Source organism: Streptomyces kryoterrae (assembly GCF_054072135.1).
This window is the reverse complement of record NZ_CM133358.1, coordinates 7,009,166-7,028,106: the sequence shown is the minus strand read 5'-3', so window position 1 is coordinate 7,028,106 and position 18,941 is coordinate 7,009,166. Positions and strand designations below refer to the sequence as shown.

Sequence of the window (18,941 nt, the reverse complement as noted above, 5' to 3'; positions counted from 1 at the left end):
CGGTGCCGGCGTCGGCGACCGCCTCTCCCGCTCGCCGGCGCCGTCAGCCTCGTGGCTGGGGTTCCCGGGCCATGACCTCGTCGAGTCGGTCCCCGAGCACCGGCGCGATGCCCTCCGCGTACGCGTCGGAGACGTGGCTGTCGTCGCGGTAGACGACCGTGTTGCCCACCACCACAGGACAGTTGCCCCCGCCCGTGCACAGCCACGGGGTGGGGTCGATCACCGTCGCGCCGGACGACTTCGCCGCGTCCGTCGACGCCGTTCGACGGGACCGGTCACGGATCGCCTCCGGCAGACGGTTCGCGCACCGGTCCAACCGGAGGGAGTACATCGCGGCACAGTCGACCGCGTCCGACTTCGGCCACGGGGTGTCGAGCAACGCGACAACCCTCGCCCCCGAGGCACCCAACGCGTCGTACGTCGTACGGAACCCGTCCGTCCACTGCCGGACAAGGTCGGACTCCGGATACATCGGGTCGCCCGCGTCCGAGGACGAGACGATCACCAGGGCCGGCCGCAGAGCGGTGATCCTCGTGATCGCCCTGGCCCGCCAGGTGTCGCAGGACGAGTACGGGCCACCGAGGCGGCGCAGGGTCACCTTGGCCGCCTTGCACGACGCCTTGGTCAGCGACACCAGCTTCCAACCCCGCTCCCTGGCAAGGCGGTCGAGCGCCGGGAACCACTGGGCCGCATGGGAGTCCCCGAAGAGGACGACGACCTTGCGCGAGGCCGGGTCCCCGTACTCGCACGGCGGGGTGCCCGTGCTCTCGTACGCCACATGGCAGCCGTCCCGATAGACCGCCGACCGCGCCGACTTGATCTCGGGGAGGGGCGGGGCGAGGTTGCTGGGCAGGCTCGTCCCCGACGATTCCAGGAGCTGGCCCAGCCGTAGTTGTGGGTCCGGTGCGGTGGCCATCGCCTGCCTCAACGAAGGTGCGGGGCGGCCCGAGTCGATCGCGGGCGGGAACGCGTACGCCGTCACGGCGATCAGTGCCACGCCCACCGACAGGGCCGCCCCGAGCCGCAGCGCGCGCACCGGGCGGCCACGGAACGCCGTGTGGAACCGGACGGGGTTCTCCACCAGCCGCAGGGTCGCCCAGGCCAGGACCAGGGCGACCGCGCAGAGCAGCAACGCGAGCCGGACACTGGACGTCCCGGGGAGTCTGCCCATCAGCGCGGGACCGATGAGCAGCAGCGGCCAGTGCCACAGGTACCAGCCGTACGACAGGCCGCCCAGCCAGACCAACGGCCGCCTCGACAGGAGCAGTTGGGCGCCGTATCGAGAGGGTGCGCAACCACCGGCCAGGACGAGGACCGAGCCGAGCACCGGCAGGAGCGCGTAATACCCGGGGAACGGGGTGTCGTTGCCGTAGAGGGTCGCCGAAACGCCTATGCAGGCCAGGCCGGTCCAGGTCATCGGTGCCGCCAACTTGGGCGGCAGTCCGCGAAGTCGCTCGGCGGCCAGGGCCAGCAGCGCACCTGCGCCCAGTTCCCAGAACCGGGTGTGCGTTCCGAAGTACGCCCAGGACGGTGCGTACTCCGTCACGGCGACGCTCAGCCCGAACGACAGCAGGCAGAGCACGGCGAGCGGCACCGCCAGAAGTTCGCGCCGCCGGCGCGCGAACCGCCAGCTCAGCAGGAGGAGCAGCGGCCAGAGCAGATAGAACTGCTCCTCCACCGCCAGCGACCAGAAGTGCTGGAAGGGGGATGGTGGGCTCCCCTCCGCCAGGTAGTCCGTGCCGCCCGCCGCCAGCCGGAGGTTCACCGCGTAGAGCGCGCTGCTCAGGGCGTCCCCGGCGTACTCCTCGAAGCGGGCCCTCGACAGGAACAGCCAGGAACCGGCGAGGGTGGCCACGACGACGAGCGTCGACGCGGGGAGGAGGCGCAGTGCGCGGCGGGCGTAGAACCTGCGGATCGACAGTCCATCGCTCGCGGCCAACTCCCGTACCAGTAACGAGGTGATGAGGAATCCCGACATGACGAAGAAGACGTCGACACCGACATAGCCCCCGCCGAACCTGCCCACACCCGCATGCCCGAGGACGACGAGCGACACAGCCACGGCACGCAACCCCTGGATGTCGAGCCGTAGCCCGGGGCTCTCGGCCGGTCTCGTCTTCATCTTCATGTTCACGCTCAACAGAGACGGTCAGCCCACTCGAACGGTTGTGGCCCACACCGTCCGGGTCACCTAAATTTCCTGCCGCCCGCAACCGGCAGTCCCGAAATGACTCCGTTGTCTGCTTCACGACGGTGCGCCATTGCCCACCGCCGAACACCAGGACCGGATCTTCGCGGAAGCCTTCGCGGGCGGCGACGGTCAGCCGAGCCTCGGGTTCCGGGTGGTGCACTTCCGGGACACGATGAACCAGCACCGGGAGACGCGAGCACTGCGCTTCCGGGCACACAGGCCGTCGTAGCCCCGGCTACCTGTCCGTACTACCGGCCCTGTCAGCCCTGTCAGCCCTACCAGTCTCCATTCGGTCCCTGCGGGCGTACCGCCGGGCGAGTGCGTGAAACGCCTCCTTCGGCTCCCAGTGCCAGGGTGAACTCGGTTCGCCGGGACGGTCCTTGACGGCCTTGGCGATGCCGTAGCTCGCCATGTCGATGTCGTAGAGGGGATTGTCGGACCGGTGTTCGGCGTCGGCGGTTCCGAACTCGAAGGCCATCGCCGCGTACAGGCCCATGGACTCGAAGACGTCCAACAGGTCGACGAGATAGGCGGCCTGGGTGTGCTCGCTGCGCACAAGGTCACCCTTGATCTCCTGCGGAACCTTGCCGTAGTCGACGACGTTCCAGGCCATGCCGCCCGCCTGCGGCGCCCCCTTGTACGTACAGGTGCCGAACTCGGTGATGGCGAGCGGCTTGCCCCAGCGCAGGTAGCGCCTCAACTCCCTTACATAGTCAGCCCTGTTGGGATAGCAGGAGTAGTAGTCGATGCCGATGACGTCGAAGAGGTGCCAGTCGACCTTGTCGTCCTGACCGGCGGCGTAGCTGAGCCGCCCGTGGAAGACCGACCGCCCGACGGCCGCCGCCCTGGCGGTGAACCGGTCGAGCCGGCGTTGCATCTTCTCCCAGTCCACCGTGCCGTTGAGGAGGTTCTCGATCCGGTCCAGGACCGTGTCACCGGGGACGATGCCGGGCACGAACAGCCAGAACTCGCAGCCCACGCTGAACTCGACGCTCGCGCCCTGCCGCCGCATCCGCTCCGCGTGCCGCCCGGTCTCCGCGAGGTGTTCGAGGATGTCCCGTTCCGGAACGTCCCCGAGGGTGGGCTGCAGCCAGACGTGCATGCCGCGTTCGGCGACCTCGGAGGCGGTGGCGTTCAGCCGCTCGACCCCGTCGCCGGTGACCTCGACGGTGTCGGCGCGCAGGCCGTCGCGGATCGTGCGGATGTCGGCGCGCATACGGGCGGGGCTGAAGCCGGTGACGGGGGTCTCACCGTCGACGAGGGTGTAGACGACGCCGCGGCGGGTCAGGCCACCACAGCGACCACGACCACGGTGGGCAGTTGCCGCGCCAGGCCGCTCCGCCGCCCGCGCTCCGCCCACCGGAAGGAGCGCTCCGGTGAGCCCGCCGGCCGCGGTACCGGCCAGGAACCGGGCCCGACTGATTCCGCCGGCCCCGCTGATCCCACTGACTCCTGTGCTCTTCGTCTTCTCCATGCCCTCACTGTGGCGAGGCCGAAAGCACCTCGCCGTCCCCCGAAGGTCTACGGCACCGCAACCAAGGTATGCGGAGAGGACGTCGATCACTACGGAGATCGTCACCCGCCCCGGCCAGAGGAGAGCCCAGATCCTGGGCCCCGCGAAGACCCCGACAACGACCTCCACGAAGTTCGGCCGACCCGCCGCAACCTCCTCACCACCGGAGCCACGACCACCGCGACCCCGCTGGCACCGGCCGCCCCCGCGCACGAGTCGGCCACCGACCCCGACGTCACCGCCCGCCTGCACGCGCTGGAGACTCACCACGGCGCCCGCGTAGCCGTGTGCGCGATCACCCGCTTCGCCCGCTCCGTCGGCGACCGCGCAACCCGCCTCGACCGCTGGGAGACCGAGCTCACCTCGGCGGGGCCGTAGCGGATCACGGACACGACAACGCCGTACTCCATCGGCCGCACGTACGCCCGTCCGGTCCTCGGCGACGCGCTGAACCGCCCGGACCGCGGACTCCTCACCCACTGGCTGCTGAACAACACGACCAGCGGCAAGTGTTTCCGCCCGGCCCTGCCCCCGACCTGGACGATCGCCGACAAGACGGGCACCGGCTCCTACGGCACGAACAACCACATGGGCATCGCCTGGACACAGAACGGCACCCCGATCATCGCCGTCCAGACGACAGAGCCCGACCGGGACGCCGCCGCCGACCATCCCCCGGTGGCGGAGACGGCACGACTCCTGGGGGAGGCGTTGGGCTGAGGGAGCCGTCTCCCGAACCCGTAACCCTCCCACCCCTGCCTCCGCCTCACCCGAACCGCCGCACATACCGCCGCTGCCAGGGCGTCTCCACCGCACGCCGGTCGTAGTGGGCGCGCACGTAGGCCACCGCCTCGCCCGCCGGCACCCCGTCCAGCACCGCCACACACGCCAGCGCCGTCCCCGTGCGTCCTCGCCCGCCCTCGCAAGCGACCTCCACCCGCTCGCCGGCCGCCCGTTCCCACGCCTCGGCCAGGGCCGCGCGGGCGTCCACGTGGTCCTTCGGGAGCCGGAAGTCGGGCCAGTGCAGCCAGCGGAACTCCCAGGGAACCTCGGGAGGTTGACGGCCGAGCAGGTAGACGGCGTACGAGGGGGACGGCGCCGTCGGGTCGAGCGGCCGGCGCAGGCCGCGTCCCCTGATCAGGCGGCCGGACGGCAGCCGCAGTACACCCGCGTCCCCCTCGCCCCAACGCCCCTCGCCCCAACGCCCTTCGGCCCGATCGTCCGTCCGGGCATCCCCCTGCTTGTCCATCCGTACATTCGAACGCGGTCCCGGAACCAGGGCAACCGATTCCGGGGAAACGGTGGTCTGGTGGGCGAGGGGGTACTCGATGCAGGCCGAACAAGAGGCCCAGTTCCATGAGTTCGTCAGAGCGCGGTGGTCCCATCTGGTGCGCACCGCGTATCTGCTGACCGGCGACGCCCACCACGCCGAGGACCTGACGCAGACGGCGCTGGCGAAGGCGTACCGCTCCTGGCGGCGGGTCTCGCGCACCGACAATCCGGAGGCGTACGTCCGGCGGATACTGATCAGTTGCAACAGTGACCGGTTCCGCAAGCGGCGCGTGCAGGAGGCGCTGACCGACGCACCGCCCGATGTGGTGGGCCGCGACGAGGCCGTCTCATGGGCCGACGAACGCAGCGCACTGCTCGGCGCACTCGCCCAACTCCCGCCCAAGCAGCGAGCGGTGGTGGTTCTGCGCTACTGGGAGGACCTGTCCGAGAGCGAGGTCGCCGACACCCTCGGCTGCTCCCAGGGCACGGTCAAGAGCCAGGCCTCCAAAGGGCTGGCGAAGTTGCGTACGTATCCGGGGCTGGCACAGGTCGTGGGCCGCCCCGAGCCCAGTCACGCGACACACGCGCCACACATTCGGGAAGGCATCCGGTGAACGGGGAACAGCGGCCGAAACAGCCGTACAGGTTCGGCCAGTTGGGGCACTCCGGGACTTCGGAGCAGACGCAAGAAGCAGGACAGCACGTGGGAAACGAGCAGCACGGGAAGGACTTCGAGGCACAGGTGCGCGAACTGATGGCGGAGGACGCCTACACCATCCGGCCCTCGTCGGCGCCGTATCCGGCGATCCGCCGCCAGGGCACGATCGAGCGTCGGCGGCGGGTGGCAGCGGCCGGCGCGGTCCTGGTCGCCCTGGCGGCGGCGCCCATGGCGGCGTACGCGCTGAACGGGAACGGCGGCGACGGCAGCGTGAACACCGCGGCGCCACTGCCGTCGACCGACGCCTCGCCGAGGACGACGTCAACTCCCGTTCAATCGGCACCCGTTGGCCCGGCCGGACCGGCGACGCCGGGGCAGCTGCTCGACGGGATCACGCTGGCTCAGGCTTCGGACGGGCTGGAGAAGTGCATCGCCGTTGACCACAAGCGCCAGAAGGGCCTCCCGCCCGAGATGCGGACGACCGATCTGGGCGACGCCGACGACTACCGGATCATCCTGGCTCTGAACAGCACCGGTGACTCCAACGCGCCCGGCGACGGCATCTACGTCGTCGCCGTCAGGCAGCAGGCGAACCAGCAGCAGACCCGGGTGATCTGCGACATCGTGGACGGTAAGGCGGACGGCGTCAACACCAGCGGTGAGGGCCCGGAGTTGGACAACGGCGGCCCGGTGATGGCCGACATGAACGCCGGCAAGCTCTACCAGCAGTCGTACATCGACAAGGGCAACTGGAAGCTACCGTTCCGCTGGGGCACCATCGGCCGGTTCGAGTCCAACGTGGCCCGGGTGACCGTCTCGTACGGCGGCAGCACCAGTGAAGCCGCCCTGGACCACGGCTGGTTCGTGGCCTCCGGCACCCTGAACACGCAGGTCACCCTGGCTCCGCACGTCAAGGGGTACGACAACACGGGCAAAGTCGTCTACGACTCGGACAGCGACACGGGGTACGACAAAACGCTGCCGTAGGGCAGGGCTGCGACGGGGACGTGGAGGGGGGCGCCGCACAGGGGACGGCGCCCCCCTCCACGTACCGGCGTGCCGACGTGCCCGCGCCCACCCGCACCCGCTCAGCCCACTCCCCTGGACTCCTGCGCCGCCCGTGCCTCGATCCCGCGGAAGTGCACCGCCAGCGCGCGCTGCGCGCTCTCCACGTCGCGGGCGCGCAACGCCGTCACGATGTCCCGGTGCCTACGGGCCGTCAGCTCCGGCTCCGGGTCGTCGTGCCAGCCACGGGCGCCCGAGACGCGACGGAACACCGTCCAGAAGGCGCCGAGCAGCTGCGGCACGAGCGCGTTGCCGAGGGGGCCGTACAGGGCCTCATGGAATTCGCGATCCAGTTCGGGAAAGCGCCGGCCCACCCGTCCCGCCTCCTCCATCCGGGTGACGACCGACTCCAGCCGGTCCAACTGCGCGTCGGACAGCACGGCCGCGACCCGCCGGATGAGCCCGTCCTCCAGCACCTCCCTGACCTGGAGGATCTCGGCGAGCGCGGCGCCGTCCCCGTCGTGCCGGGCGAGCGTACGGAACGTCAGTCCGTCAATCAGCGGCGTCAACGACGCCTGTCCGACGTACGTCCCGTAGCCGTGTCTGATCTCCACGATGTCGAGTGCCTGGAGCGCCTTGAGGGCCTCCCGGACGGAATTCCGGCTGACCCCGAGGGTCTCCATCAGCTCGACCTCGGTGGGCAGCGGCGCGCCCGCCCGGAGTTTGCGGTCGAGGATCAGCTGCATGACCTCGCGCTGGACCTGGCCGCTCACCCGCCGCTCGGGACGGCGCCGCTTCCCGGGCTCCTGAGACATGCGGCGCATCGTACGCTCGCCGGACATCCCACGTCCCACCTCCAGGCATATCGAAATCCGGCTGCCATGAATTCACCGCCCTCTCGATGTCGCTCTCGACCCCACCCCGGTGGGACATGTTGAATTTCATATCGTCATTGGTCGCACCTTTGGCAGATACGCCATTCGTGTGCGATCTCTTGACCGGCCCCACCGCCCCTCTTATGGTCGCGCTGCCCCCTATGACGTAGGACGTCGTATCTCCTCACCTTTTCGGACCCCACCCCGCTGGAGGAATCGTGCGCGACGTGACCCGCGACGTAACCGCCGCTGTATCGACCGCCCCGCACCGCCGGTCGTTTCTGAAGTACACCGGCGCGCTGGGTGCCGCCGCCGCCATTTCCTCCTCCCTGTCGGCCTGCTCGTCCGGGCCGGAGTCGACGAACGACACCGGGGGCGGCACCGGGGGCGCGAACAGCACGCTCACGGCCGTGATCGGCTACGGCAACGACGGCAGCTGGGACCCCACGCAGACCGCTTCCGCCTTCTCCATGGCCGCCAACAACCACATCTACGAGGGCCTGCTCGACACCGACCCGATCTCCCGCAAGCCGTACGCGGCGCTCGCCACAGCGGTCCCCGCCGATCTCAGCAGCACCTCGTGGAAGTTCACGCTGCGGGCCGGGGCGACCTTCCACGACGGAAAGCCGGTCACCGCCGACGACGTGGTCTTCGTATTCGATCGAATCCTCGATCCGAACACGCAGACACTCGCCAAGGGGTTTTTCGCCAGTTGGCTGAAAGAAGTGAAAAAGGTCGACGCGCAGAATGTCGAGCTGGTGCTGAAGTTCCCCTTCCCGGAAGGGGTTTCCCGGCTCACCCTGGCGAAGATCATGCCGAAGCACGTCTTCTCCCAGCCGGGCGGCTGGGACGACGCGATCAAGGGAAAGGCGATCGGCTCGGGACCGTACCGGCAGACCGCGCACCACCCGAAGTCCAACACGACGTTCGAGGCGTTCGCCGCCTACAACGGGCCGCGCAAAGCCGCGTTCAAGAAGATGAACTGGATGACGATAGTGGATGCCGCGCCCCGCGTCGCCAAGATCTCGGGGTCCAGTGCCGGCGCGCAGATCGCCGACAACATCCCGTACGCCAACATCCAGCAGCTCAAGAGCGGGGGGATGGACGTCGAGGGCGGGGCGGGGATGAACAACCTGTTCCTGATGTTCAACACCAAGCGCAAGCCCTTCGACGACGTCCGGGTCCGCCAGGCGCTGCACTACGCCATCGACACGGAGAAGATGGTGCAGGTGGCTCTCAAGGGCCACGGCAAGCCGTCCTCGTCCTTCCTCAACGAGGCCAACCCCAGCTACCGGCCCGCGAAGACGGTCTACGACTACGACCCGGACAAGGCGAAGGCGCTCCTGAAGGAGGCCGGGGTCAGCGGGCTGAAGATCGAGATCCTGTCGGTGAACGTCAGCTGGATCGTCGACTGCCTGCCCACCATCAAGGCGTCCTGGGACGCGATCGGCGTCGAGACGACCCTCAACCCGCAGGAAACCACCGCGGTGTTCACGAAGATGGACCAGAAGCAGGACTACCAGGTGGTGTCGGCGGCCTCGAACCCCAACCAGTTCGGCCTCGACGCGGACCTGATCATGCACTACAACTACGGCCCGCAGAACCTCTGGATGGGCTACGCCCGTTGGGCCGACAGTGCCGTGGCCAAGCAGCTCTTCAAGGACATGGACCGGGCGACGCAGGAGCCCGCCCCGGACAAGAAGAAGACGATGATCCAGGACTACATCGACGTCGTCGCCGAGGAGGCCGTGCTCTATCCGGTCGTCCACAACGAGCTGATGACGGCCTGGGACCCGAAGAAGCTCGCGGGCATAAGGGCACAGCCGTACCCCGGCATCAACCTCCTCCAGGCCAAGTGGGTCTGACCACCGCGGCTCTGACCACCGCCAAATACCGCTAGCTGTACGGGAGTTCGTACGTGGTCGCCATCGCCCGAATCCTGGCCCGCAGGATCGTCCTGCTCGTCCCGCTGATGCTCGGCATCGTGCTGTTCGTGTTCCTCGTCATGCGGTTCTCGGACGTCGACCCGGCCTCCGCGTTCTTCCAGGGCGCCAACCCGACCCCGCAGCAACTGCACGACTTCCGTGAACAGAACGGTCTGCTCGATCCGTTCCTCGTCCGCTACTTCCACTTCATCGGCGACCTGCTCCACGGTGACATGGGCATCAGCGCGCTCACCCGCGCGCCGGTGCTCGACCAGGTCACCACCGCCCTGCCGCTCACCCTCCAACTCACCTTCCTGGGCCTGGGTATCGCGGTGGTCCTGTCCCTGCTGGGCGGCGTCACCGCGGCCATCTACCGGGACCGTCTCCCCGACCAGATCATCCGCGTCGTGTCGCTGACGGGTGTCGCGGCGCCGGGTTTCTGGCTGGCGCTGCTGATGATCCAGTACCTGGCCGTCGACCTGGGCTGGTTCCCGACCGGCGGCTACATCAACCCGGCCGACTCCTTCACCGGCTGGCTGAAGACGATGACACTCCCGGCCTTCGCGCTCTCCCTCCCGGTCGCCGCGCAGCTCACGCGCATCGTCCGTACGGCGGTGGTCGAGGAGCTGGACAAGGACTACGTCCGCACGGCGATCGGCAGCGGCCTGCCACCGAGGGTGGTGGTGGGCCGCAACGTGCTGCGCAACGCGCTCATCAACCCGCTCACGGTCCTGGGCCTGCGCGTCGGTTACCTGCTGGGCGGCGCGGTCGTCATCGAGACGATCTTCTCGCTCCCCGGGATGGGCAAGCTGATGATCGACGCCGTGAAGAACGGCGATCCGGCGGTCGTCCAGGGAGTGGTCCTGACGACGGCGACCGGCTTCGTGGTCGTGAACCTGGTCATCGACATCCTCTATCTCCTGGTCAACCCACGCTTGAGGGACGCGGCCTGATGTTCATGATGTTCGAACGGGGGCGCCTGGCCGCCCTCCTGTCCCGCCCGGGCATCCGCCTGCGCGGGTGGCGCCGGCTCCCGGTCGTCTCCCGGGTCGCGGTCTGCTTCCTGGCGCTGGTGGTGTTCGTGGCCGTCTTCGCCCCCCTCGTCTCCCCCGACGACCCCCTGGACCAACAGCCCCTGACCGGCGGCACGGGAGGCCCCTCCGCCGCGCACTGGATGGGCCAGGACAGCCTGGGCCGCGACATCATGAGCCGCCTGATCCACGGCGCCCGCTGGTCCCTCGCCATCGGCCTCGGCGCCACCGCGCTCGCCCTGACGGTGGGCGCGCTGATCGGCGCGATCGCGGCGACGTCACGCAAGGCGGTCGACGAGACGCTGATGCGCTGCCTGGACGTCGTGATGGCGTTCCCGGGCATCGCGCTGGCCGCCGTGCTCGTCGCGGTCTTCGGCGGCGGCATCACGGTCCTGATCTGCGCGATCGCGTTCCTGTTCACACCACCTGTGGCGCGGGTGGTGCGGGCGAACGTCCTGGACCAGTACGGCGAGGACTACGTGACGGCGGAACGGGTGATCGGCGCCCGGACACCCCACATCGTCCTGAAGCACGTGGCGATCAACTGCGCGGCGCCGGTGCTGGTGTTCTGCACGGTGCAGGTGGCCGAGGCGATCGTCTTCGAGGCGTCGCTGTCGTTCATCGGCGCGGGCGTACGGCCGCCCGACCCGTCCTGGGGAAGCGTCATCGCGGACGGCAAGAACATGGTCCTGACGGGCGGTTGGTGGGCGACGGTCTTCCCCGGCCTGCTGATGCTGATCACGGTGCTGTCGTTGAACGTCCTCTCGGAGGGCGTGTCGGACGCCTGGGCGGCACCGGCGGCCCGGGACGTGAAGGTCCGGGAGCAGGAGGACCCCCTGGAGGCCCCCGAGCCGGGGACGGGAAAGGTCCTGGCCCTGCCGGGCCTGACGGAGGCGGCGGAACGCCTGCGCGCGAGGGCACGCCCGGTCCCAACCGGCGCCCCGGTACTGGCGGTTGAGAACCTGACGATCGGTTTTGCCGCGCGCCACTCAGGCGTGAACATCGTCGACGGCATCAGCTTCGAGGTCCACCCGGGCGAAGTCCTGGGCCTGGTGGGCGAGTCGGGCTGCGGCAAGTCACTCACGGCACTGACGGTGATGGGCCTGGAACCGAAGGGCGCCCGGGTCACCGGCCAGGTCCGCTTCAACCAGCGGAACCTGCTCACAGAACCGATGCGTGCACGCCGGAAGCTGCTGGGCCACGAGATGGCGATGATCTACCAGGACGCCCTGTCCTCCCTGAACCCGGCGATGACGATCCGCTCCCAGCTGAAGCAGGTCGTACGCCGAGGAGGCCATCGCACCCCGGAGGAGCTGCTGGGCCTGGTGGGCCTGGACCCCGACCGCACCCTCCGCAGCTACCCACACGAACTGTCGGGCGGCCAGCGCCAGCGGGTCCTGATCGCGATGGCCCTGTCCCGGGACCCGAAGCTGATCGTCGCGGACGAACCGACCACGGCCCTGGACGTCACGGTCCAGGCCCAGATCATCGAACTGCTGCTGCGCCTGCGCGCGGAGCTGGACTTCGCCCTGATCCTGGTCTCGCACGACCTGGCCCTGGTGGCGGACGTGACGGACCGGGTGGTCGTGATGTACGGCGGCCAGATCGTCGAAACGGGCGTGACGGCGGACCTGGTCGGGGCCCCGTCCCACCACTACAGCCGAGGCCTGCTGGGCAGCGTGCTGTCCCTGGAGTCGGCGGCGATCCGCATGACCCAGATCAAGGGGACGGTCCCCTCCCCCGCCGACTTCCCCAAGGGCTGCCGCTTCGCGGACCGTTGCCCGATGGCGACGGAGGTGTGCCGTACGACGGCCCCCGATCTCCTGGGCGTACCAACCCACTTGGCGGCCTGCCACCACCCGGCGATCGACCTGACGACGCCGGAGCCGACGGGAAGCGAGACCGTGAAGTGAGCACCAGTACGGCAACCGCGACTGTGTCGACTCCCTTGGTGGAACTGTCGGACACGCACGTGGTCCACAAGGCCCGCAGCGGCGGCCTGTTCACCCGTGACCGCGTGTACGCCCTGACAGGCGCCGACTTCACGGTCGCACCCGGCGAAACAGTGGGCGTGGTGGGCGAGTCGGGCTGCGGCAAGTCGACGCTGGCGAAGGTGCTGGTGGGCGTACAACCGCCGACGTCGGGACAAGTGTCGTTCCGCGGCGACGACTTGTGGACGATGAAGCCGGCGGAGCGCAGGGCGGCCATCGGCACGGGCACCGGCATGATCTTCCAGGACCCCTCGACGGCCCTGAACCGCCGCCTGACGGTTCGCCAGATCCTGCGCGACCCGCTCGACGTGCACAAGCGAGGTACACCGAGGGAACGGGATGAACGGGTAAGGGAGTTGATGGGCCTGGTAGGCCTCCCACGTGCCCTGGCGGACGGCCTCCCGGGCCAACTGTCGGGCGGCCAACGCCAACGGGTGGCTATCGCACGTGCGTTGGCGCTGAGCCCCGACCTGGTGGTGGCCGACGAGCCGACCAGCGCCCTGGACGTATCGGTCCGAGCCCAGATCCTGAACCTCCTCCTGGACCTGAAGGAGCGGCTGGGCCTGGCCCTGGTCTTCGTCTCGCACGACATCCAGACGGTACGGCGGATGAGCGACCGGGTGATCACGATGTACCTGGGCCGGATCGTGGAGGAGTCCCCGGCGGACGAGGTGACGGACGGGGCGCGTCACCCGTACACCCGGGCGCTGTTCTCGGCGACGCCGGGCCTGCTGGACCCGATCGACCCGATCCCGCTGGTGGGCCCGGTCCCCTCGGCAACACATCCACCCTCAGGCTGTCCGTTCCGCACACGCTGCTGGAAGGCGACGGACGTGTGCGCCGAGGTGATGCCGCAGTTCACGGCCGCGTCAATCCCGGGACACCGGTTCCGTTGCCACCACCCTGTGGAGGAGGGCCGGGCGACGCGTGACCTGGTCGCCCAGGCGGTCGCCGCCGTGCCCGACGTGCAGAAAAGCCCTGTAGCCGACGCCTCCGACACCCCCTCCGCACCGCCGCACGGCCCGAAAGACCCCAGGGAGCCCTGATGACCTTCCCCACCCCGCTGACCGGTGTCGTCCCTCCCGTCTGCACCCCGCTGACACCGGACCGCGAGGTGGACGTACGCTCGCTCGTCAGGCTGGTCGACCACCTGGTGGAGGCGGGCGTGGACGGCCTGTTCGTGCTCGGTTCGTCGTCGGAGGCGGCTTATCTGACGGACGATCAGCGCAGGCTGGTGGTGGAGACGGTGGTGGGCCACGTCGCCGGCGCGCTGCCGGTCCTGGCGGGCGCGATCGACATGACGACACCCCGGGTACTGGACCACGTACGGTCGGTCTCGGCGGCGGGCGCGGACGCGGTGGTGGTCACGGCCCCCTTCTACACCCGTACGCACCCCTCGGAGATCGCCCGCCACTTCCGCCTGGTGGCGTCGGGCAGCCCGGTCCCGGTCGTGGCGTACGACCTCCCGGCATCGGTCCACAGCAAGCTGCCTCCGGGTCTGGTGCTGGAACTGGCGGCGGACGGCGTCCTGGCGGGCCTGAAGGATTCGAGCGGCGACCTGGCATCGTTCCGCGCGGTGGTGACGGGCGCGCGGGAACACCCCGGGATCGGCGGGTTCAGCGTCCTGACGGGGAGCGAGCTGCTGGTGGATTCGGCGCTGGCGCTGGGGGCGGACGGGGCGGTGCCGGGGCTCGCGAACGTCGACCCCGACGGTTACGTACGCCTGGACCGGTTCTGCCGCGCGGGCGACTGGGGCCGGGCTCGGGCCGAGCAGGAACGGTTGTGCGTGCTGTTCGGCATGGTGGGGGCAGGCGATCCGGTGCGGATGGGGGGCAGCTCGGCGGGGCTGGGGGCGTTCAAGGCGGCGCTGTATCTGCGGGGGGTCATCGACTGCCCGGTGACCGCCGATCCGCAGATCCCGCTGTCGGAGGACGAGGTGGAGCGGGTGGGGAAGTTCTTGGCGGGGGCGGGGTTGTTGTAGCGGCAGGCTGAGGGAAGGGACGCGGTTTCGCGGCCCCTCCCTCTCCTTTCCTCTGGACCCCCCTCAGCCCACCCCACCCACCAACAACCGCCGGAACTCGATCGACTCGTACGTCCCCTCGGTCCCCGTCTCGTAGAGCACCCCCACCATCCGCCGGTCCACCCGCACCAGGTCCGAGTAGGCCGCCCTCCGGTCCGACAGCGTCAGGGCCTTCGTGAACGTCTCTCCGCCGTCCTCGCTCCGCCAGATGGCCATCGACCGTCGCGCCGTGGGTTCCGAGGGCCCCGAGAACAGCAACGCGTTCGAGCCGCCCCGCAGTTGGAGCACGCTGCCCTGCACGATCGGGACGTCGTTCAGGGTGGGCTGGACGGTGTACGGGCGGTCCAGGGACTCCCCGCCGTCGCTCGAGTAGGAGTCCAACCGGTTTCCGGGCATCAGGCCGCTCTGGTCCCTGGACGAGAAGTACAGCCTGCCGTCCGGGAGTTGGGCGGCGCTTGTCTCGTTGGCGTTCTCGATGCCGTCGTACGAGTCGTCCACGAAGCCCAGGTGCCAGGTGCGGCCGGCGTTGTCGCTGTAGATCGCGTGGCCGCCGTAGTACCTGGACTCCTGGCCGGTGTCGGACGAACCAGTCGGCGGGGCCACCGAGTGGTTGGCCGGGATCACGATCCTGCCCGTGTGCGGGCCCCTCGACAGGTACACCGCATGGCCCGGACCCGTCGCGTACCAGCGCCAGTTGGGGAGTTTCACCTGGGCCGTGACGTCGCGTGGAGGCGTGAAGCGGCGGCCGTCGTTCGTGCCGGAACTGGTCTGGACGAAGACTCGGCGGCTTTGCTGTGGCGTCGCCTCGCCGCGCATGATCTGGGCCTCGGTCACCGCGCCGTCGTTGTACGACGTCAGCAGAACGATCTGGCCCGTCTTCTCGTCCACCACCGGCGCCGGATTGCCCCGTGTGTCACCGCGCCCGGCCGCGACCACCGACAGCGGGCCCCAGGTGCAGCCGCCGTCCGTGGAGCGGCGCAGGACCACGTCGATGTTGCCGCTGTCCCCCGCGCCGCTGTGTCTGCCCTCGGCGAAGGCCAGGAGGGTGCCCTTGCGGGTCGTGACGGTGGCCGGGATGCGGTAGGTGTCGTAGCCGCCCTTGCCCGCGATGTACGGGACGGACGAGGTGCAGTACGAGCGGGTGGCCGCCTGGGCCTTCGTCGCGGTGAGGTCGGTGCCGATGCCGGTGCCGGTGATCAGGGCCGCGCCGGTGGTGGCGGCGAGCAGGATACGGCTCAGGGGCGTCATCGCTCTCCCTTGCGGAGTGAGGGGGTCGGGGCATGGGGGCGTGCCGGGGTGCCGTTGCGACGGCGACAGGATCTGACCGGAAAGTGGCAGGAGGCGACAGTAACTCCGCTGACGTACCGTCACCACACGCGTCACGTACGGAACATACGTACCCGCACGCCCACCCTCGCTCCTCCCCCTCCCCCGGTTCGGCGTCCAGTGTGCCGCCCATGCTGCGCGTCCGTTCGTCCGGACGTCTGGCTGACGCTCACCAGAATTCCGTCGCGCGGGAGGGCGGGTTCGGGGGCGACCCGGGGGCCGTACTGCTCCCCCGAGAGTAATGACGGGCCGATGACAGGCCGCGGAGGACCTATGAGTGCGTACGCGCCGCCGCCAGCAGCCGTGTCACGTCGTCCCCGCAGATCGTCAGCGCCGCGCCGACCGTCGCGAGGACGTCGCGTTCCGCCGGGGTGTACGGGCCGTCGGCCAGGGCGATGCGGGCACCCTGGAGGAGAATCGATTCGCGGCCGGGGGCGGCCAGGTGGGGGGCCAGGGGGTCCAGGGCCTCGTGGAGCTCTATGGCGAGGCCGGGGCCGCACGGGGGGCCGAAGAGGCGGCCCGTGTCGGCGGCCAGGGCGTCCACCAGGGCCGCGAGCTGCTCCTCCGTACAGTCGTCGAAGCCCGCCGCGCGGACGCCGGTCACCGCCGTCTCCAGGGTGAGCCGGGCCTGGGTGCCGCCGGCGGCGAGGACCGCGAGGGCGACCGTGTGGACCGCGTCGCGGAGCATCGCGGAGAAGCGGGTCGTGGTGGGGTGGTCGAGGACGTCCGTGCCGAAGTGGCTCTGGCAGGCCGCGCATTCGACGACCGGGCCGGTCTCGCCGCGCGGCAGAATCGGTACGCCGAGAAAGGTGTAGCGCCGACGGCCCGTCAGGCGCTGGTAGTTGCGGTCTCCGCCGCAACCGGGGCAGAAGAACTCGCCGTCACCGACACCGGCCCAGACCGTACGGGAGCCCAGGACGCGTGCCGTCCGGCCTCCGCGCACGACTCGGCCGTCTCGTCCCCGTCCTTGGAGCACGTCGCACCTCCGGTAACTCCCCCACTGCCTGTTGCAGGGCGCGGGAGGTACCCCACCGGCAACACTGCCGCGCTGGCGTGATGTTAGCCACATTGTTGATGTGTAGTCAGTACCCAGGACCAGACCTGCCCATGACCGGCCCTTGGTTTGGCCGGTAAACGACGGCCGCCCCGCCCGCCACGAAGGGCGGACGGGGCGGGAAACCAACCGGGCGGGTGACGTCAGCGACCCGCGCGGTTGACGGCGGAGACGACCGCCTTCAGCGAGGCGCGGGTCGTGTTGGCGTCGATGCCGATGCCCCACAGGACCTTGTCGCCGATGGCGACCTCGATGTAGGAGGCGGCCTGCGCGGAGGCGCCCTCGCTCATCGTGTGCTCGGTGTAGTCCAGGAGACGGGCGTCGATGTCCAGACCCTGCAGGGCGTGGAAGAACGCCGAGATCGGGCCGTTGCCCGTGCCCACCAGGGTGGTCTCGACGCCGTCGACCTCGGCCTCGACGGTGAGGGTGTCCACGCCGTCCTTGTCGGTGGTCGACTGGCCGGTGCTGACCTGGATCCGCCCCCAGGGGTTCTCGGGGTTCGGCAGGTACTCGTCCCGGAAGATCGTCCAGATGTCCTTCGGCGTGACCTCGCCGCCCTCGGCGTCCGTCTTCGCCTGGATCAGCTTCGAGAACTCGATCTGCATCCGGCGCGGCAGGTCCAGCTTGTGGTCGTTCTTCAGGACGTACGCGATACCGCCCTTGCCCGACTGGGAGTTGACCCGGATGACGGCCTCGTAGGACCGGCCGACGTCCTTCGGGTCGATCGGCAGGTACGGGACCGCCCACTCGATGTCGTCGACGGTGACGCCCTTCGCGGCGGCGTCGGCCTCCATGGCGTCGAAGCCCTTCTTGATGGCGTCCTGGTGGGAGCCGGAGAAGGACGTGTAGACCAGGTCGCCCACGTACGGGTGGCGCGGGTGGACCTCCATCTGGTTGCAGTACTCCCACGTACGACGGATCTCGTCGATGTCGGAGAAGTCGATCTGCGGGTCGACGCCCTGTGAGAACAGGTTCATGCCCAGGGTGACCAGGTCGACGTTGCCGGTGCGCTCGCCCTGGCCGAACAGACAGCCCTCGACGCGGTCGGCGCCGGCCATCAGCGCCAGTTCGGCGGCGGCGACGGCGGTACCGCGGTCGTTGTGGGGGTGGATCGACAGGACGACGTGCTCGCGGCGGGTCAGGTTGCGGCCCATCCACTCAAAGCGGTCCGCGTGCGTCGACGGGGTCGAACGCTCCACCGTGGCGGGCAGGTTGAGGATGATCTCGCGGCCCGGGCCGGGCTGCCAGACGTCCATGACCGCCTCGCAGACCTCCAGCGCGAAGTCCAGCTCGGTGTCGGTGAAGATCTCGGGGCTGTACTGGTATCCGAACTCCGTCTCGGGACCCAGGTGCTTCTCGGCGTACTCCATGACCAGCCGCGTGCCGTCGACGGCGATCTGCTTGATCTGCTCCTTGGAGCCACGGAAGACCACCCGGCGGAAGACGGGGGCGGTCGCGTTGTACAGGTGGACCGTGGCGCGCTTGGCGCCCTTCAGGGACTCGACGGTCCGCTCGATCAGGTCCTCGCGGGCCTGGGTCAGTACGGAGATGGTGACGTCGTCCGGGATCGCGCCCGGCTCCTCGACGATCGACCGTACGAAGTCGAAGTCCGTCTGCCCGGAGGCCGGGAAGCCGACCTCGATCTCCTTGTAGCCCATCTTCACCAGCAGGTCGAACATCGCACGCTTGCGGGCGGGGGACATGGGGTCGATCAGGGACTGGTTGCCGTCGCGCAGGTCGGTGGAGAGCCAGCGGGGGGCGACGGTGATCCGGTTTCCGGGCCAGGTGCGGTCGGGGATGTCGACCTGCTCGTACCGGCCGTACTTGTGGATCGGCATGGAACTGGGCTGCTGACGATTGGCGCTGTGGGCCATGATGCGTGGGCTCCTCGTGGTGTCCTGAAGGACGGCCGACGGCGCAACGCCAGACTCCGCGGGGAGGGGGTCGGCCTCTACTTACAGGCCCTCGCCGCGGCAGCTAAGGAGGAGCAGCCCGATACGCATGATGCTCCGCACTGTAGCCGAGCCGCGCCGGACGCGCGGGCCTGTATCACTATGCGGGACCCTCAGTATGCGGGAGC

The 18,941-nt window shown here is 69.6% G+C and carries 17 protein-coding genes and 1 pseudogene; 11 read left to right on the top strand and 7 right to left on the bottom strand.

The annotated features are described in order from the left end of the window. Positions 1 to 43: 43 nt before the first annotated feature. Positions 44 to 2,122, bottom strand: coding sequence for an acyltransferase family protein (locus tag ACW4TU_RS31280; RefSeq protein ID WP_457418549.1), 2,079 nt, complete (start codon positions 2,120 to 2,122; stop codon positions 44 to 46). Between the two features lie 139 nt (positions 2,123 to 2,261). Between ACW4TU_RS31280 and ACW4TU_RS31275 the strand changes: the two genes are divergently transcribed. After that, on the top strand, positions 2,262 to 2,420 hold the full coding sequence (locus tag ACW4TU_RS31275) for a hypothetical protein (RefSeq protein WP_457418547.1): 159 nt from the start codon (positions 2,262 to 2,264) through the stop codon (positions 2,418 to 2,420). Between the two features lie 6 nt (positions 2,421 to 2,426). Here the strand turns inward: ACW4TU_RS31275 and ACW4TU_RS31270 are convergent, their stop codons facing one another. Continuing rightward, positions 2,427 to 3,665, bottom strand: coding sequence for an abortive phage infection protein (locus ACW4TU_RS31270; protein ID WP_457418545.1), 1,239 nt, complete (start codon positions 3,663 to 3,665; stop codon positions 2,427 to 2,429). A gap of 9 nt (positions 3,666 to 3,674) precedes the next feature. On the opposite strand from ACW4TU_RS31270, the gene ACW4TU_RS31265 reads away from it, so the two are divergent. The 3 genes and pseudogenes from ACW4TU_RS31265 (at position 3,675) to ACW4TU_RS31255 (ending at position 4,424) form a co-directional block, all read left to right on the top strand. Beyond that, a complete protein-coding gene (locus ACW4TU_RS31265) occupies positions 3,675 to 4,082 on the top strand; it encodes a hypothetical protein (RefSeq protein ID WP_457418543.1) in 408 nt (135 codons plus the stop codon). Positions 4,083 to 4,085: 3 nt separating this feature from the next. Beyond that, positions 4,086 to 4,277, top strand: a pseudogene (locus tag ACW4TU_RS31260) (class A beta-lactamase); the annotation flags it as partial. Positions 4,278 to 4,292: 15 nt separating this feature from the next. Next, positions 4,293 to 4,424, top strand: coding sequence for a hypothetical protein (locus tag ACW4TU_RS31255; protein ID WP_457418541.1), 132 nt, complete (start codon positions 4,293 to 4,295; stop codon positions 4,422 to 4,424). Positions 4,425 to 4,470: 46 nt separating this feature from the next. Here ACW4TU_RS31255 and ACW4TU_RS31250 read toward each other — a convergent pair whose 3' ends face one another. Further along, entirely contained in the window at positions 4,471 to 4,953 is a 483-nt protein-coding gene (locus tag ACW4TU_RS31250; protein ID WP_457418539.1) for a protein-tyrosine phosphatase family protein, read from the bottom strand. 79 nt (positions 4,954 to 5,032) lie between these two features. Between ACW4TU_RS31250 and ACW4TU_RS31245 the strand changes: the two genes are divergently transcribed. After that, positions 5,033 to 5,590 carry a SigE family RNA polymerase sigma factor gene (locus ACW4TU_RS31245; RefSeq protein ID WP_457418537.1) on the top strand — a complete coding sequence of 186 codons (558 nt, stop codon included), beginning with the start codon at positions 5,033 to 5,035 and terminating at the stop codon, positions 5,588 to 5,590. Between the two features lie 89 nt (positions 5,591 to 5,679). Then, positions 5,680 to 6,621 carry a hypothetical protein gene (locus ACW4TU_RS31240; protein WP_457418535.1) on the top strand — a complete coding sequence of 314 codons (942 nt, stop codon included), beginning with the start codon at positions 5,680 to 5,682 and terminating at the stop codon, positions 6,619 to 6,621. A gap of 101 nt (positions 6,622 to 6,722) precedes the next feature. Here ACW4TU_RS31240 and ACW4TU_RS31235 read toward each other — a convergent pair whose 3' ends face one another. Further along, positions 6,723 to 7,463: a FadR/GntR family transcriptional regulator gene (locus ACW4TU_RS31235; protein ID WP_457430418.1), complete on the bottom strand. Its 741-nt coding sequence runs from the start codon at positions 7,461 to 7,463 to the stop codon at positions 6,723 to 6,725. Between the two features lie 269 nt (positions 7,464 to 7,732). On the opposite strand from ACW4TU_RS31235, the gene ACW4TU_RS31230 reads away from it, so the two are divergent. From ACW4TU_RS31230 to ACW4TU_RS31210, 5 genes are read left to right on the top strand one after another with little or no spacing between them, the layout of a single operon-like run. After that, the gene (locus ACW4TU_RS31230) at positions 7,733 to 9,379 is read left to right on the top strand and encodes an ABC transporter substrate-binding protein (RefSeq protein ID WP_457418533.1); all 1,647 of its coding nucleotides are present in this window, start codon (positions 7,733 to 7,735) and stop codon (positions 9,377 to 9,379) included. Between the two features lie 53 nt (positions 9,380 to 9,432). Continuing rightward, on the top strand, positions 9,433 to 10,392 hold the full coding sequence (locus ACW4TU_RS31225; RefSeq protein ID WP_457418531.1) for an ABC transporter permease: 960 nt from the start codon (positions 9,433 to 9,435) through the stop codon (positions 10,390 to 10,392). A gap of 8 nt (positions 10,393 to 10,400) precedes the next feature. After that, positions 10,401 to 12,383, top strand: coding sequence for a dipeptide/oligopeptide/nickel ABC transporter permease/ATP-binding protein (locus ACW4TU_RS31220; protein ID WP_457430417.1), 1,983 nt, complete (start codon positions 10,401 to 10,403; stop codon positions 12,381 to 12,383). Between the two features lie 35 nt (positions 12,384 to 12,418). Further along, entirely contained in the window at positions 12,419 to 13,507 is a 1,089-nt protein-coding gene (locus ACW4TU_RS31215) for an oligopeptide/dipeptide ABC transporter ATP-binding protein (RefSeq protein ID WP_457430415.1), read from the top strand. Beyond that, positions 13,507 to 14,442, top strand: a complete 936-nt coding sequence (locus ACW4TU_RS31210) for a dihydrodipicolinate synthase family protein (RefSeq protein WP_457418529.1) — start codon at positions 13,507 to 13,509, stop codon at positions 14,440 to 14,442. Before ACW4TU_RS31215 ends, ACW4TU_RS31210 begins: the two co-directional genes overlap by 1 nt. 63 nt (positions 14,443 to 14,505) lie before the next feature. Here the strand turns inward: ACW4TU_RS31210 and ACW4TU_RS31205 are convergent, their stop codons facing one another. From ACW4TU_RS31205 to leuA, 3 genes are all read right to left on the bottom strand, one after another. Beyond that, a complete protein-coding gene (locus tag ACW4TU_RS31205; RefSeq protein WP_457418527.1) occupies positions 14,506 to 15,729 on the bottom strand; it encodes a sialidase family protein in 1,224 nt (407 codons plus the stop codon). Positions 15,730 to 16,078: 349 nt separating this feature from the next. After that, positions 16,079 to 16,783 carry a tellurite resistance TerB family protein gene (locus ACW4TU_RS31200; protein WP_457418525.1) on the bottom strand — a complete coding sequence of 235 codons (705 nt, stop codon included), beginning with the start codon at positions 16,781 to 16,783 and terminating at the stop codon, positions 16,079 to 16,081. Between the two features lie 221 nt (positions 16,784 to 17,004). Beyond that, positions 17,005 to 18,735 carry a 2-isopropylmalate synthase gene (gene leuA / locus ACW4TU_RS31195; RefSeq protein ID WP_457418523.1) on the bottom strand — a complete coding sequence of 577 codons (1,731 nt, stop codon included), beginning with the start codon at positions 18,733 to 18,735 and terminating at the stop codon, positions 17,005 to 17,007. Positions 18,736 to 18,941: the final 206 nt, after the last annotated feature.

Coding starts and splice junctions, on each gene's coding strand:
- ACW4TU_RS31205 (WP_457418527.1), bottom strand. CDS start 15,729: ATGACGCCCCTGAGCCGTATCCTGCTCGCCGCCACCACCGGCGCGGCC.
- ACW4TU_RS31210 (WP_457418529.1), top strand. CDS start 13,507: ATGACCTTCCCCACCCCGCTGACCGGTGTCGTCCCTCCCGTCTGCACC.
- ACW4TU_RS31235 (WP_457430418.1), bottom strand. CDS start 7,463: ATGCGCCGCATGTCTCAGGAGCCCGGGAAGCGGCGCCGTCCCGAGCGG.
- ACW4TU_RS31255 (WP_457418541.1), top strand. CDS start 4,293: ATGGGCATCGCCTGGACACAGAACGGCACCCCGATCATCGCCGTCCAG.
- ACW4TU_RS31220 (WP_457430417.1), top strand. CDS start 10,401: ATGTTCGAACGGGGGCGCCTGGCCGCCCTCCTGTCCCGCCCGGGCATC.
- ACW4TU_RS31250 (WP_457418539.1), bottom strand. CDS start 4,953: ATGGACAAGCAGGGGGATGCCCGGACGGACGATCGGGCCGAAGGGCGT.
- ACW4TU_RS31245 (WP_457418537.1), top strand. CDS start 5,033: ATGCAGGCCGAACAAGAGGCCCAGTTCCATGAGTTCGTCAGAGCGCGG.
- ACW4TU_RS31280 (WP_457418549.1), bottom strand. CDS start 2,122: ATGAAGACGAGACCGGCCGAGAGCCCCGGGCTACGGCTCGACATCCAG.
- leuA (WP_457418523.1), bottom strand. CDS start 18,735: ATGGCCCACAGCGCCAATCGTCAGCAGCCCAGTTCCATGCCGATCCAC.
- ACW4TU_RS31270 (WP_457418545.1), bottom strand. CDS start 3,665: ATGGAGAAGACGAAGAGCACAGGAGTCAGTGGGATCAGCGGGGCCGGC.